General features: G+C 60.8%; 15 protein-coding genes. 6 read left to right on the top strand and 9 right to left on the bottom strand.

Translation table 11 applies throughout. The features are described from left to right. Positions 1–46: 46 nt before the first annotated feature. Positions 47–532 (bottom strand): GNAT family N-acetyltransferase, encoded by a 486-nt coding sequence (locus tag PH552_RS06025; RefSeq protein WP_145646665.1) that lies wholly within the window; start codon positions 530–532, stop codon positions 47–49. 336 nt (positions 533–868) lie between these two features. Here PH552_RS06025 and PH552_RS06020 point away from each other — a divergent pair, with 336 nt between their 5' ends. Continuing rightward, on the top strand, positions 869–1,570 hold the full coding sequence (locus PH552_RS06020) for a GntR family transcriptional regulator (protein WP_112344443.1): 702 nt from the start codon (positions 869–871) through the stop codon (positions 1,568–1,570). Between the two features lie 123 nt (positions 1,571–1,693). Further along, the gene (locus PH552_RS06015) at positions 1,694–2,656 is read left to right on the top strand and encodes a dihydrodipicolinate synthase family protein (RefSeq protein ID WP_112344444.1); all 963 of its coding nucleotides are present in this window, start codon (positions 1,694–1,696) and stop codon (positions 2,654–2,656) included. An 89-nt stretch (positions 2,657–2,745) separates the two neighbouring features. Here PH552_RS06015 and PH552_RS06010 read toward each other — a convergent pair whose 3' ends face one another. Beyond that, positions 2,746–3,783 carry an Ldh family oxidoreductase gene (locus tag PH552_RS06010; RefSeq protein WP_112344445.1) on the bottom strand — a complete coding sequence of 346 codons (1,038 nt, stop codon included), beginning with the start codon at positions 3,781–3,783 and terminating at the stop codon, positions 2,746–2,748. Between the two features lie 167 nt (positions 3,784–3,950). Between PH552_RS06010 and PH552_RS06005 the strand changes: the two genes are divergently transcribed. From PH552_RS06005 to lhpI, 3 genes are all read left to right on the top strand, one after another. After that, complete coding sequence (locus tag PH552_RS06005) at positions 3,951–4,244, top strand: ATP-binding cassette domain-containing protein (RefSeq protein WP_112344446.1); 294 nt, start codon at positions 3,951–3,953, stop codon at positions 4,242–4,244. Beyond that, on the top strand, positions 4,244–5,485 hold the full coding sequence (locus PH552_RS06000) for an NAD(P)/FAD-dependent oxidoreductase (RefSeq protein WP_145646667.1): 1,242 nt from the start codon (positions 4,244–4,246) through the stop codon (positions 5,483–5,485). Before PH552_RS06005 ends, PH552_RS06000 begins: the two co-directional genes overlap by 1 nt. Before the next feature lie 72 nt (positions 5,486–5,557). Continuing rightward, positions 5,558–7,246 (top strand): cis-3-hydroxy-L-proline dehydratase, encoded by a 1,689-nt coding sequence (lhpI, locus tag PH552_RS05995; protein ID WP_285165748.1) that lies wholly within the window; start codon positions 5,558–5,560, stop codon positions 7,244–7,246. A 123-nt stretch (positions 7,247–7,369) separates the two neighbouring features. On the opposite strand, the gene PH552_RS05990 is transcribed toward lhpI, so the two are convergent. From PH552_RS05990 to PH552_RS05970, 5 genes are all read right to left on the bottom strand, one after another. After that, the gene (locus PH552_RS05990; protein ID WP_145646668.1) at positions 7,370–8,131 is read right to left on the bottom strand and encodes an SDR family NAD(P)-dependent oxidoreductase; all 762 of its coding nucleotides are present in this window, start codon (positions 8,129–8,131) and stop codon (positions 7,370–7,372) included. Between the two features lie 13 nt (positions 8,132–8,144). Continuing rightward, the gene (locus PH552_RS05985) at positions 8,145–8,957 is read right to left on the bottom strand and encodes an ABC transporter permease (protein ID WP_145646670.1); all 813 of its coding nucleotides are present in this window, start codon (positions 8,955–8,957) and stop codon (positions 8,145–8,147) included. Further along, a complete protein-coding gene (locus PH552_RS05980) occupies positions 8,957–9,823 on the bottom strand; it encodes an ABC transporter permease (protein ID WP_112344451.1) in 867 nt (288 codons plus the stop codon). Before PH552_RS05980 ends, PH552_RS05985 begins: the two co-directional genes overlap by 1 nt. A gap of 87 nt (positions 9,824–9,910) precedes the next feature. Continuing rightward, positions 9,911–11,074 (bottom strand): polyamine ABC transporter substrate-binding protein, encoded by a 1,164-nt coding sequence (locus tag PH552_RS05975; RefSeq protein WP_112344452.1) that lies wholly within the window; start codon positions 11,072–11,074, stop codon positions 9,911–9,913. A gap of 22 nt (positions 11,075–11,096) precedes the next feature. Then, on the bottom strand, positions 11,097–12,188 hold the full coding sequence (locus tag PH552_RS05970; RefSeq protein WP_112344453.1) for an ABC transporter ATP-binding protein: 1,092 nt from the start codon (positions 12,186–12,188) through the stop codon (positions 11,097–11,099). A gap of 185 nt (positions 12,189–12,373) precedes the next feature. On the opposite strand from PH552_RS05970, the gene PH552_RS05965 reads away from it, so the two are divergent. Next, positions 12,374–13,186, top strand: a complete 813-nt coding sequence (locus PH552_RS05965; protein WP_112344454.1) for a helix-turn-helix transcriptional regulator — start codon at positions 12,374–12,376, stop codon at positions 13,184–13,186. Positions 13,187–13,193: 7 nt separating this feature from the next. Here PH552_RS05965 and PH552_RS05960 read toward each other — a convergent pair whose 3' ends face one another. Beyond that, positions 13,194–13,478, bottom strand: coding sequence for a hypothetical protein (locus PH552_RS05960; RefSeq protein WP_112344455.1), 285 nt, complete (start codon positions 13,476–13,478; stop codon positions 13,194–13,196). Then, entirely contained in the window at positions 13,478–14,275 is a 798-nt protein-coding gene (locus PH552_RS05955; protein WP_112344456.1) for a DUF899 domain-containing protein, read from the bottom strand. Before PH552_RS05955 ends, PH552_RS05960 begins: the two co-directional genes overlap by 1 nt. Positions 14,276–14,383: the final 108 nt, after the last annotated feature.

The raw sequence follows: 14,383 nt of genomic DNA, 5'->3' as shown, positions 1-14,383 counted from the left end.
AAGTCGCGCGGTTTCGCCAGGAAAGACCTTGAGAACTCAGATCATCTCATCGACGAGGTCTGGAGAAGAGAAGGCGATTCAAAAAGCGATCGACCTTGAAACCAGCCGACTCCAGAACCTTCCGCGAGCCAGCATTCTCCGGATGCGCAAATGCACGGACCGCAGGAAGCTTCAGTTGGTTGTCGGCCAAATTTAATGCGGCAGAGATCAGTTCCGAGGCATATCCTTGTCTCCAGACATCGGGATGGAAGAAGTATCCGATCTCGCAACCCCACCCAGGATCAGAGGGATCGTTGTACAAACCACCCCAGCCGATGATTTTTCCATCATCCTTCCTGATAACGGTCCAAGGCGCATATCCATCATGCCGCCGCCGCCTTTCATGAACAGCAATCCTTCTACGACAAGCAGTTTGTGTTTCGTCTACGTGCGTATGTTTCATCGCCTCCCTGTCTCCGAGAAATTGGAATAGGGCAGGGGTGTCCGACAGCCTGGAAGGTCGAAGCAGTAGGCGGATAGTTTCTATCTGCAATCCAATCTCCAAATGCGGCGCTAAGCATGCGAAGGAGATTGAAGGTAAAAGCTCTCCCCGGACGGCGCAACGATTACCAGGCTTAAGTAAGCTAAGGTCGTCGCTATCTCATTTACCTCGCTTGCCATTCCGCGGATCCGTAGCGCAAAGAGGCGACAGAGCCTACCTGCGAAGTGCGCCATCTTTGGTTCTTCCCACGGTTGGAATGGGCAGGTCCGGTCCATAATCATCGACGCGACGATGATGATAGGAACGAAGCAGCCTTTCCGGGCCGCGCCGTTGATTTACCTGGCATGCCCCTTTATTTCTCACGCAGAAAGAAGGGGTCAGCTAGCCATGGATAATGAAACAAGCCTTCGAAACGAGCGTAAGCGCGGCTCCGGCGTGAAGGTGGTCTACGATATCCTGCGGGACGAGATTCTGGATCTCGAACTACCCCCTGGCAGCCCCATCGACGAGGTGCAGCTTTCCGAACGTTTCGGCATGTCGCGCACGCCGATCCGCGAAGCGTTGGTGCGGCTTGCGGGCGAGGGGCTGATCGATACGCTGCCCAACCGCTCGACCATGGTGTCGCAGATCGATTTCCTCAACATGCACAACTATTTCGATGCGCTGGTGCTCATGTACCGGGTCACCACGCAACTTGCGGCGAAGTATCATCGCCCGGAGGATCTTGAGGCCGTGCGCGCGCTTCAGGCGGATTTCGCTGCCGCCGTCGAGGCCCAGGATGCGCTCGCCATGATCTCCACCAACGCCGCGCTGCATCTGGCTATTGCCGAAGCTGGCCGCAATCCCTATTTCACGAGCCTTTTCTCGCGTCTGCTGAATGAGGGACGGCGCATCCTTCGCCTCTACTATCAATCCTATAATGACCGCTTGCCGCGCCGTTTCGTCGAGGAGCATGATGAAATCATCGACGCCGTCGCGGGGCGCGATATCGAGCTTGCCGAGCGTCTGGCGCGTGAACATGCGGAACAGATCGTCGCGCAGATCCAGAAATTGCTGGTGCGCGGAGATCGCCTCGACGTGCGGCTCTAGTTGCATATTTCTTGTCGACAAAATAAATACAAAGATATATCAATGCTGCAAAGACGGTAAGGCGCGGCGGCGGATGCGGCTGGGCTGGTTGCCGATCCACCCTAAAGCCAAAAGGATAGACAGATGAAATCCAGCGTTTTCTCCGGCGTGATCCCGGCGCTCATGACCCCGTGCAAGCCCGACCGCAGCCCCGATTTCGATGCGCTCGTGCGCAAGGCCAAGCAGCTCATCGCCGAAGGCATGTCGGCGGTCGTCTATTGCGGCTCGATGGGCGATTGGCCGCTTCTGACCGATGCGCAGCGCATGGAGGGCGTCGAGCGGCTGGCCAAGGCGGGCGTGCCGGTCATCGTCGGCACCGGCGCCGTCAATACGGCATCGGCCGTTGCCCATGCCGCTCATGCGCAGAAGGTCGGCGCCAAGGGGCTGATGGTGATCCCGCGCGTGCTGTCGCGCGGCTCGGTGATCGCTGCCCAGAAGGCGCATTTCAAGGCGATCCTGTCGGCCGCTCCCGATCTTCCGGCCGTGATTTATAACAGCCCTTATTATGGCTTTGCCACGCGTGCCGATCTGTTCTTTGCGCTGCGTGCCGAGCATCCAAATCTCGTCGGCTTCAAGGAGTTCGGCGGCCCTGCCGATATGCGCTATGCCGCCGAGAACATCACGAGCCGCGACGATGACGTGTCGCTGATGATCGGCGTCGACACGGCCGTCTTCCATGGCTTCGTCAACTGCGGCGCGACGGGTGCCATCACCGGCATCGGCAACGTCCTGCCGAGGGAAGTCGTTCATCTCTGCAACCTCGCCCAGGCCGCAGCCAAGGGCGACGTCGATGCACGCCAGCGCGCGCTTGAACTCGAGCAGGCGCTCGCCGTCCTGTCATCCTTCGATGAAGGTCCGGACCTGGTTCTCTTCTTCAAGCACATGATGGTGCTGAAGGGAGACAAGGAATATGAGCTGCACTTCAACGAAAGCGACGTCTTGAACGACAGCCAGCGCGGCTATGTCGAGGCGCAGTTCAAGCTGTTCAATACTTGGTACGCCGAGTGGAGCAAGCTTCCGGGCGCCGTGGAAAAGTACAAGGCCTAAGTGGTCGCAAGCTCAAGCCCAAACGTGAGAGGCCCGAATGGGCCTCTTTTGTTATCTTATGTTAGCTTTCAGTTACGTTTTGACGTTGCTCAGGCCACGGCGTCGAGGCCGAGTTCTTCAAGGCGATCGAGTTGGCGGATTTCCTCTGCTGTCAGCGGGATACCATCCTTTTCCGCACGAGCGCGAGCGGTGAAGCGACGTTGTGAGGGCAGGCGCGCGCCTTGGCCGACAATCGCTTCGAACAGCACTTCGGCACGGGCGAGCGGATTTCCAGGTCGACCAGCCGCAAAAGCCTCCGGCGAGAAGGCAACGATGAGTTCGCCGTGCCGCGGCGCAAAGGCCGTGGAGCCGAGATAATCGAGCGCCTCACGGCTGGTGAAGTCGCCGATCATGATGCCGGCCAGAAGCTCGATCATCGTGCCGATGGCCGAGCCTTTGTGGCCTCCGAACGGCAGCATCGCGCCGGCAAGTGCTGCCTCCGGATCCGTGGTCGGTTGGCCGTCGGAATCGATCGCCCAGCCCTCTGGAAGAGGCTTGCCGGCGCGGCGATGCAGCTCGATCTCGCCGCGGGCGGCAACCGACGTCGCGAAGTCGAAGACGTAAGGCGGATTGTCGATGCGCGGCCAGCCGAAGGCGAAGGGGTTGGTTCCGAGGAGCGGCGCTGTACCTCCGGCGGGCGCGACGGTGGAATAGCTCGGGCACATGGCGAAGGCGGCAAGGCCTCGATCCGTCAGGGCTTCCACCTCCGGCCAGAGCGCTGCGAAATGCGTGCAGTCGTTGATGGCGAGTGCGGCAATGCCGAAGCGGCGAGCCCGTTCGGCAAGCACAGGCATGCCGAGCTCGAAGGCAGCATTGGAAAAGCCGCTCTTGGCATCGACGCGAACGATGGCGGAGCCATCATTTTGTTCGAGAACCGGCACCGCATCGGGCCGTGCCTTGCCGGCCTTGACCGCACGCAACACACCTTCGATGCGGTAGATGCCGTGCGACTTGCAAGCGTCACGTTCGCCGGCGACGATCACCCGCGCGATTGCACCGGCTTGCTGCGCATTGACGCCGGCTTTTAAAAGGATCGCTTCGACACGGCCTCGCAGCGCATCCGGTGTCAGGGTGGTCACGTCACTCAATTTCGGTTCTCCCATATTATGTTCGCTTGCATCATAGACTTGAAAATTATAAATACAAAAAGAATACAAGAAATCGACATGCGATCCTTTCGTGCTTTTCGGCTTCAGTTGAGGAAGACCAGTGAATTACCGTCATCCGCAAATATCATGCTGCTGCAGCCGAAGAAATGACGGTAAAACAGGCCCATACCGACGTTGCCGAGACGTTCTCGATCCTTCCGACAAGAACGCTTGCCATGCCGCCGGAACATATGTTGTTTGATGACGTAATATCTGCGCTTGATCCCGCACCGGGAGGAGAGATGACCATGATCTGCCTGACGCTTGGACCAACACCTGCTCGCGGTGTCTCCGATCGCGTTGCCTATTTCCACCGGAGCGCCATGACCGAGATCGGCAAGTCCAAACAGATTTTCGGCGCGCCGCAGTATCAGCAGAAATCTCTTTCGAGTGCGTGTTGATGGCAAGACCGGACGTTATCGTCATTGGGGCCGGTGTTGTTGGCCTTTCCACCGCGATCGCGGCGCAGGCGCGGGGCTTGAGCGTCATGGTCGTCGACCGCGAGGGACCGGCCGCCGGCGCTTCGGCGGGCAACGCCGGTGCCTTTGCCTTCACGGATATCCTGCCGCTGGCGTCCCCCGGCATCTTGAAAAAGGCGCCGAAATGGCTCCTCGATCCGCTCGGGCCGCTGTCGGTGCCGCCCGCCTATGCGCTCAAGATCGCGCCCTGGATGTTTCGGTTCTGGCGTGCCTGCCAGCCCTCGCGCGTTGCCCACGCCACGGCGGCCCAGACAAGCCTGATGGATCTTTCCAAGGCCGAGCTTGAGCCGTTTCTCGCCGCGACGGAGACGCTCTCCATGTTGCGCAAGGAGGGCAATCTCCAAGTCTATGAAAGCGAGGCGGAATTCCGCGCTTCGCTGCCAGGCTGGGAGGTTCGCCGCAATCACGGCATCGAATTCCAGCATCTGAAAGCCGACGAGATGGCAGCGATCCAGCCGGGGCTGGCATCGCGTTTCATCCTCGGCACTTTCACGCCCGGCTGGTATTCCATCGCCGATCCTAAGCTCTACACGCTGGCGCTGGCCGCGCATTTTCGCAGCCACGGCGGCGTCATCGAGACATCGGAGATTTCGTCGCTTCGGGCGCTCCCGGTTGGGGTCGAGGTGGTGGCTGCGGATGGAAAGCTGCGCCAGGCTGGCAAGGTTGTTCTGGCTGCCGGCGCCTTCTCGCATCGGATCGCCAAGACGCTCGGCGAGCACATTCCGCTCGAAACCGAACGCGGCTACAACACGACGCTTCCGGCCGATGCCTTCGACCTGCGCACGCAGATCACCTTCGGCGGCCATGGCTTCGTCGTCAGCAAACTTTCGACCGGCATTCGTGTCGGTGGTGCGGTGGAGCTGGGCGGATTGGCCTTGCCGCCGAATTTTCGCCGTTCCGAAGCCATGCTGCAGAAGGCGCGTAGTTTCTTGACCAGCCTCAAGCCGGAAGGTGGCGTGCAATGGATGGGCTTCCGCCCATCGCTGCCCGACAGTCTACCTGCGATCGGCAGCGCCAAGGCGACGCCGGACGTGATCTATGCCTTCGGCCATGGCCATCTCGGTTTGACCCAATCCGCCGGCACGGCGCGTATTGTCGCCGACCTTTTGACACGGCAGGCGCCGGCGATCGATCTGACGCCCTTCTCGCCGCAACGCTTCTAATGCAAACAGGCATGACGATGTGGATTTCCACATCGGTGCTTACAATCCTCTCGCATATGGACCCACGATGAAATGAACGACACGGCATCGGCTCGCAGCATCATGGGTGGCACGGCGGAGGGCCGCGTCGTCGCCACGCAGGAGGCCCTCAGCTTCTGGGGTGGGGTCGATCCGGCCACCGGCAAGGTCATCGATATCCATCATCCTCTGCATGGCGAATGTCTCACTGGCGCAATCCTGATGATGCCTTCGAGCCGCGGCTCCTGCAGTGGTTCCGGTGTGCTGCTCGATCTCGCGCTGACAGGCCGCGCGCCGGCTGCCCTGATCTTCTGCGAAGCCGAGGATGTGCTGACGCTCGGCGCACTTGTCGCCGCCGAAATGTTCGGCCGGCAGCTGCCCGTCGTGCGGCTCCATCCGGATGTCTTTGCCCGTCTGGCGCATGCAAAGACGGTCAGGATCGAAACCGCTGCCATCGTCGCGGATGGCGAGACCATGCCTCTTTTGCCACCTGCTATCGCCGGGCTTTCCTTGACGGAGGCCGACAGGTTCATGCTTGCGGGCGGCGAAGGCGTTGCGGTTGCTCAGGCCACGCGCATATTGACCGCCATGGCGGCTCAGCAGGGCGCCACTTCGCTTATCGACGTGACGCAGGGTCATATCGATGGATGCATCTATGCAAGCCCAGCCAACCTGACCTTTGCGGAAAAGATGGCTGAGTTCGGCGGACGTGTGCGCATACCTACCACCATGAACGCCATTTCCGTCGATCGCGCCAATTGGAGATCGCAGGGCGTGCCGGAGGATTTTGGCGATCCCGCCGCGCGGCTGGCGGATGCCTATGTGCGCATGGGCTGCCGCCCGACTTTCACCTGCTCTCCCTATCTGCTCGACAGCGCACCGGGCGCCGGCGAGGCCATTGGCTGGGCGGAGTCCAATGCCGTGATCTTCGCCAACAGCGTGCTTGGTGCGCGCACCGCCAAGCATCCCGATTTCCTCGATCTCTGTATTGCATTGACAGGTCGCGCGCCGCTTTCGGGCGTATATCTGGATGAAAATCGCAAGGCGACGCGTATCCTCGATGTCGAACTTCCCGAAGGTCGCGACGATGCTTTCTGGCCGCTCATCGGCTATCTCGCCGGAAAGGCGTCTCCCGATCGCATTCCGTTGCTGCGTGGTCTTGCCGCCGGACATCCGGCGCGCGACGACCTGAAGGCGCTCTGTGCTGCCTTTGGCACAACATCTGCTGCTCCCATGCTGCATGTCGAAGGCGTGACGCCGGAGGCTGTCGATGCTCTCGATCCGAATGCCGATCGCCTTACCATCACACGCGCCGACATGGCTGCCGCCTGGAGGATGTTAAACGAGGGGCCGGAAGCCGTCGAGCTCGTCGCCATCGGCAGCCCGCACGCCTCGCTTGCCGAATGCCATGCGCTCGCCCACGCCTTTGCCGGCCGGCGCCGCCTGCCTGAGGTGATGGTCATCGTCACGGCGGGGCGCGATGTCATCGCGACTGCCGAGGCTGACGGGACGCTGGCGCGGCTGCGTGACAGCGGCGTGCAGGTTTTGCCCGACCTTTGCTGGTGCTCGATCTCCGAGCCGGTCTTTCCGCCCGGCACGCGTGCGGTCATGACCAATTCGGGCAAGTATGCGCTTTACGGGCCGGGGCTCAGCGGACGCGCCGTGCGCTTTGGCAGCCTTGCCGATTGCGTCGAGGCAGCTGTCGCCGGGCGCGTGGCGGCGGGGCTGCCGGACTGGCTTTGAGAGGAACGACGGCGCACGGATTTCACGCATCGGTGAGACGTCTACGTCCGCAAGCCTAGAGCAGCAATTCCAGGAAAAGTGCGGAGCGGTTTTCCGTCCGGAAATGCGTCAATACAAACGGCTCTAGACGACCGTTTCGCCGCCATCGACGACGAGGATCTGACCTGTCATGTAGGAGGAGCGGTCGGAAACGAGGAACAGGATCGGTTCGGCGATTTCCGACACATCGGCCCATCGTCCAAGCGGCACTTTCTCGGCGATGTAATCTTCGATGGCGCTGCGTCCGCCCATCTGCGTGATGAACGGCGCGTTGAACGGCGTGTCGACCCAGCCGGGGCAGAGCGCGTTGACGCGGATGCCGAAGCGGGCATAGTCGCCGGCCATCTGGCGGGTCATGGCGATGACCGCGTGTTTGGAGGTGGTATAGGCGATCATCTCGCGATCATAGAGCACGCCCGATGACGACGAGGTGTTGAGGATGACGCCCTTGCCAGCCTTCTTCATGATCGGCATGACGAAACGCGAAGCCATGAAATGCGCCCGAACATTCAGGTTCCAGGACCTATCGAAACCGGAAACCGGGACCTCTTCCAGATTACCGGCGACCTGAGCGCCGGCGTGATTGTGCAGAATATCAATGCGTCCGTGCCGGGCGGCGATCTTTGCGACACCGGCCTCAAGCGCCTGATCGTCTATGACGTCGACAACAAGGCTTTCGGCGCTGCCACCCGCCTCGGCAATCTGGCTCACAGTTTCCTCGGCATTTGCCAAGTCGATATCGGCGACGACCACATGCGCGCCTTCGCGCGCCATGATCAGCGCGCCGGCGCGGCCGATGCCGGAGCCGGCTCCGGTGACGATTGCGACCCGATTCTTGAGTATCATGATGTTTCCCTGGTCAGTTTGTCGTTGTCTTTTCGCGCATCAGGAAACGCGCGATGAGAATGAGGAAGAGCGATGCGATCAGCACCATGGTCGCGATCGCGTTGATCTCCGGCGTGACGCCGCGGCGGATCGAGGCGAAGACATAGATCGGCAGCGTCGTATTCGATCCCGCGACGAAGAAGGCGATGATGAAATCGTCGAAGGAGAAGGTGAAGGCGAGCAGGAAGCCGGCGAGGATCGATGGCATGATCTGCGGCAACACGATCTGCCGGAACGTGGTCAGCGGCGTGGCGTAGAGGTCGCTGGAGGCTTCGACGATGTCACGGCCAAGGCTTGCAATGCGCGCCTTCACGATCATCGTCACCAGCGCCATGGTGAAGAGGCCGTGCGCGGCGATGATCGAGCCATACCCGAGTGCGAATTTCGGTGGCTGATCGCTAGGCCAGACGGCTGCGATCAACGGGTTGATGATGCCGAAGACCTCGACGAGCGCCACCAGCGTCGCAATGCCGATGACGACACCAGGCACGACGATCGCGGCGGCAAAGAGCCCGTCGAAGACGGCGCGGGCGCGAGGACCGAGCCGTTCCAAGCCGATTGCCGCCATGGTGCCGAAGATTGCGGCGAGCGCGGCACTGGTAAAGGCGATGATGAGGCTGTTGCGCAGCGCTTCCATCAGAAAAGTGTTGGATAGCGCCCGTCCGTACCACTGCGTCGAAAAGCCGGTGAATTCGCTGGCATTGCGGCCGGCGTTGAAGGAGAACAGGACGACGAGCGCGATCGGCGTATAGAGGAACAGATAGACGAAGGTAACGAGCGCGCGCATCAGACGAGATCCACCTGACGGGTGCCGGCGACGCGCCAGGCAATGCGCATGGCAACCAGGAGCACGATGACGACGACAGCAACGAGGGTCACGGCGATCGCCGATCCGAATGGCCAGTTGCGCGATTGCAGGAAGAGGTCGACGAGCGCATTGCCGATGAAGAACACCTTGCCGCCGCCAAGCAACTGCGGGATCAGATATTCGCCAAGCAACAGGATCGTCACCAGGGCAACGCCGGTCATGACGCCGGGCAAGGAGAGCGGCAGCGTGATGCCAAAGAAGGTCGAGACGGGCCTGGCGCCGAGATCGGCAGAAGCCTCAAGGAGGCGGCGGTCGAGCTTTTCGAGGCTGACATAGATCGGCATGATCATCAGCGGCAGATAGCCATAGACGATACCAAGCAGCACGGCACCGGGCGTGTTGATAAGTCTGGTGTTCTCTATGCCGAAGAATTCCAGCAGATGCGGAATGCCGCGTGCGCCGAGCAGGTACATCCAGGCGTATGTGCGCACGAGCAGGCTCGTCCAGAAGGGCACGACGACGAGGGAGACGAGCAGCAGGCGGCGTTGGGGGCTCGCTTTGACGGCCAGATAATAGGCGACCGGATAAGCAACGAGCAGACAGACAGCCGCACCGATCGGCGCAAGGATCAACGTATTGATGAAAGCGGCCGACCGCGAGCCGAGATTGGCGAATTGCGCGAAGGTGAAAGCTGCCTGATAGCCGCCTTCGGGCGCACGCTCACCAAAGGCAAAGACGATGATGGCAATGAAGGGCAGCACCAGGAAGACGAACAGCCAGATGCTTGCCGGCCCGACAAGGGCAGCGGTGACGAGGCGCCGTTTGGTGGCAGGGTTAAGGGGCATCGAGAGGTTCTTTGTCCGCCGGTGCTGAGAAGGAAGCCGATCCCTTACCGCCGTCATGGTGCAAGGGATCGGGTCGAAGAAAAACGATCACGCCGACTTGAAGCGCGCCATCAGTTCGGCACGGCTCGGATCGGTGAGCGTGACGGCGGCACCGAATTCGAGCGGCGTCAGCGAGGCTTCATCCGGATAGACGATCTTGTTCGAGGTGATTTCCTTCGGCAGGAGCTCGATCACACGGCTGTCGGTGGTCGGTGCGCCATTGGCGATGTGCTCCTTCACCGCATTCTTCGGGTCCATCAGATAGTTGAGCAGGGCATAGCCGGCGGCCTTGTTCGGCGCATCCTTCGGGATCGCGTAATAGTCGGTCCAGATCTCGCCGCCGTCCTTGCCGAGCACATAGTCAAGCTCGGGCATGTCGCGATTGAGCTGCGCGCCGTCATTGGTCCAGCACATGGTCAGCCAGGCGTCGGTCGAACGCATCGACGGCTGATAGTCGGAGTTGATGGCAAAGAGATGCGGCTTGACCTTGATCAATAGTTCCTCGGCCTTGGCGAGCTCTTCCGGCTTGATCGAGTTGAAATCGTAGCCGAGGGAAACGAGCGCACTGCCGATGGTGGTCAGCTGATAATCGTGCACCATGGCGCGGCCGTCGGCCTCCGTCTGCGCAATCTCGAAGAAGTCCTTCCAGCTCGAAAGCTTGGTCTTGATCTTTTTGGTGTTGACGGAAAAGCCGGTCGTGCCCCAGTTCTTCGGCACGGCATAGGTCTTGCCGTCGATCTGCCCTTCCTTGGTGAAGCGCGGGCTTTCCGTTGCCTGGCTGAAATTCGGAATCTTGGAGAGATCGAGTTCCTCGATGAGGCCGAGCTTGTGATGGGTCGAAATCGTGTAGTTGGTCGGTACGAAGAGCGACCAGCCGGAGGCGCCGGCCTGGAGCTTTGCGAGCATTTCCTCATTCGAGCCGAAGACGTTGACTTCGACGGCGACGCCGGTTGCTGCCTTGAAGTTCTCGAAGGTCGCGGGGTCGTGATAGTTCGGCCAGGTCGCGATCGACATCTGCGTGCCGAGTTCGCCGGCGGCATAGGCGGGCGTCGACAGCGCGCCCGGGAAGCGCGACAGAACCGCCGTTGCAAGGCCGAGGCCTGTGATATTCAGAAAGTGACGACGGCTGATCGAGCCACGCTTCAGGCGCATGAATTCGTCCATGAAGCCTTCGGCTGAAATCGGAAGATTGTCCTTATAATCCTTGCTCATGATGCTGTTCCCTTGTTTTGGCTTATGCATTCGATGCTGGAAAGACATGGAGGGCTGTGGGGTCGAAGCCGAGGAAGACCTCTTCGCCCGGACCCACGAGATCGCTTTCGTTCATGCTGCGGCGATCCGAGGTGATCAGGAAATCGCCGAGACCGGGGACGGTGACCGCATATTCGGCTGACGAGCCCAGGAAGATGCGATGCGTCACCGTGCCCTTGAAGGACATACCGGCTGCCGCCATGCCGCGGCTGAGATGGATCGCTTCCGGACGCAGGGCGGCAATTGCCGCTCCCGGTGCGAGCCGCTTGCCGGTTGACAGTGCCGAACCGTCCGCCAGGCGAAGCGTTTTGCCGTCGGCTTCCATCGTCGCCTCGATGCGGTTGGTCTTGCCGACGAAATCGGCGACGAAGAGATCGGCAGGGCGATCATAGACTTCCTGCGGCGTGCCGAGCTGGCGAATGCGCCCTGCGCTCATGACGCAGACGATATCGGCCATCGACAGTGCTTCTTCCTGGTCGTGGGTGACGAGAACGAAGGTAATGCCGAGCTCGCGCTGCAGCGTCTGAAGCTCGATCTGCATGGCCGAGCGCAGTTTCTTGTCAAGGGCCGCCAGCGGCTCGTCGAGCAGGAGCACGGAGGGACGGTTGACGATGGCGCGCGCCAGGGCCACGCGCTGCTGCTGCCCCCCGGACATTTCATGGATGCGGCGCTTGGCGAAACCGCCGAGGCGAACCATCTCGAGCGCTTCGGCAACGCGCCGGTCGATTTCGGTACCGCCGATCTTCGGGCGCATCTGCTTCAGCCCGTAGGCGACGTTCTGCGCGACGTTGAAATGCGGAAACAGCGCATAGTGCTGGAACACCATGTTGACCGGGCGTCGGTAGGCCGGAACACCGTTCATCTCCCGCCCGTCGATCAGCACTGTGCCTTCGCTCGGCTGTTCGAAGCCGCCGATCATGCGCAAGCACGTCGTCTTGCCGCAGCCGGAAGGCCCCAGAAGCGCCAGGAATGCGCCCTTGGGCACATTGAGATTGATGTCCATCACGGCGGTCACGGCGCCATAGTTCTTCGTGACCGAACGGAATTCGATATCGTTCGTTGAAGCGGATGCCACGTCTGTTCCCTGCGGTTGGTCGGCAGTCTTGATCTGCCTTATTGCCACCGTCGTTAAGGAAAGAGTAAGCCTGAGCTTCTCGCGAGGTATATACCCCGAAAGAGGTATTTTCGTGCAGAATGCTTCGTGGGAGGTGTATATAGGGGCTGCGCTGAATGCGCAGGGCGGCAGAGGGGATCCGTCACATGAGCACCGACCTTGAAGGGCTGTTTGCCGCCTTCAACGCCACGATCGGCCGATCGACGATGACGGATGCCGAGTTCGGAGAGACGTTCCGCCAGATGATGGCGTCGCTGGTACGGTTCGATTACGTGGTCGTTTTCGCCTATCGCGGCAAGGAACGGCCGATCGATCTCTACAGCACTTTCGATCCCCAAGAGCATGTCGTTTTCGTCACGCTCTACCAGGCTGGCCCCTATCTGCTGGATCCCTTCTATCACACGGCGCGCAGCCGCCGCGAAGGCGTGCTCAGGATGCGGGAGCTGGCGCCGGATCGCTTCTTTTCCAGCGAGTACTACCGAACCTATTATGTGCAGACCGGACTTGCCGAGGAGATCGGCTTCTTCGTCAATGCCGACGAGGACGTCACCATCGTCCTTTCATTGATGCGGCGCGAGAGGACCGGGGTTTTTCCGCCTGCTGAATTTGCGACGCTGAAGAAGGTCGAACCGCTCGTCGCAAACATGGTGCGACACTATTGGGCCGGCCTCGCCTCGCGCTTCGATGCGCAACTGGTGGCCGGCAGCAGGAGCCGGCGCAGGAAGGGCGAGAACGAGATTGTCCCGCCAGCGGAAGCTGTCTGGCGGGATCTCAATCTGACGAGCCGGGAGACTGCCATCGTCGAACTCGTCTTACAGGGGCATTCGTCGGAATCGATCGGTCTGAAGCTCAATATCTCGACGGGGACGGTGAAGGTTCACCGCCGCAACGTCTATCGCAAGCTCGGCATCTCATCCCAGACCCAGCTGCTTTCGCTCTATCTCAAGAACCTCGCCTAGTCGGCATCTAGGCTGATATGCGGGCGCCTGGTTCTTCTCTCGCGAGAAGCTTCAGCCAGGGACCGCAATGAAAGAGGCTCATGAGCAGATACATCGGCACCATGCCGCCGAGCATCGAACTATCATGCGCCGAACAGATCATGTCGCCGGTCGCGCCATAGGCAGACAGCACCGTCATGAGGGCGAAACTTGGCGCAGCGGCCATTGCCAGCCAGCGACCGGCAATGGCTGGCAGGGCAGGGGCGGCGGCATGTCTGCCGACCCTTTCATTGTTTTCGGATGAGCCAGACATCAGTTTGCTCCGTATCGATCGTGGTGTCTCCACCACACACCGGTCTCGTTGCGGCCGAGCGGGGCGCGATCGAGCCACTGATACATGCCCCAGAGACCGTCAAGGCCGCGGGCATAGGACGAATAGGTGTGGTAGATGTCGCCATCCTGGATCGAGAAAGCGCTGACGCCGGGCCGGTCGCGTGTGTAGGTTGGGACATTCGTCCCTGTCATTGACGCCATCAATTGCACCGGGCCTTCGCTGCCGCGCAGCTCCCATTGCTGCATCGTCTTGCCCGCCTGAGCGTCGGGCATCGGCGGTTCGCGACGGTAATTATATTCGATGCCACCGTCGCGCTGTTCTTCCGGCGTGAACCAGACGTTGAAATCGTGGTTGAAATCGCTATTGGCCGATGAGGCCCAGTCGAAGGTCCAGCCCATGCGCCGCTTGAATTCCAACAGTTTGGCAAGCGGCGCCCTGGATACTGCGGAAAAAGCGACATCGTGGTTCTCAAGATGCACTGCGATGCCGTTGAAGCCATCGGCGATCGACGAACAGGATGGGCAGCCGGCCGTGTAGTCCGGTCCGAACATGAAATGATAGACCAGAAGCTGCGAGCGGCCCTTGAAGAGGCCTGAGAGCGGAACGACGCCCTTCTCGGTCTCGAGCCGGTAGTCCTTCTCCAGCTTCACCCAGGGCAATTCCTGGCGGCGGGCGGCGATCTCGTCGCTGCGTCGCGTCAGTTCCTTTTCCTGCTCCAGTAGCGAAAGCCGTGCCGAAAGCCATTCCTGGCGCGTTCCAGTTCTATGCATCGTCATGGTTCATCTCCTCTTGTCGGTCAGCTCGTCCGTGTCGGCGCTACATCTTGCCTGCCGATATGCGATAACTTACCCCTGGAGACCGAAGGGGTGGGAGTTACAAGTGTG

This window comes from Rhizobium aureum, assembly GCF_030182495.1.
Classification (GTDB): Bacteria; Pseudomonadota; Alphaproteobacteria; order Rhizobiales; family Rhizobiaceae; genus Rhizobium; species Rhizobium tropici_C.
Note: the sequence above shows the minus strand (reverse complement) of the source record. Positions and strands in the feature narration are given on the sequence as shown.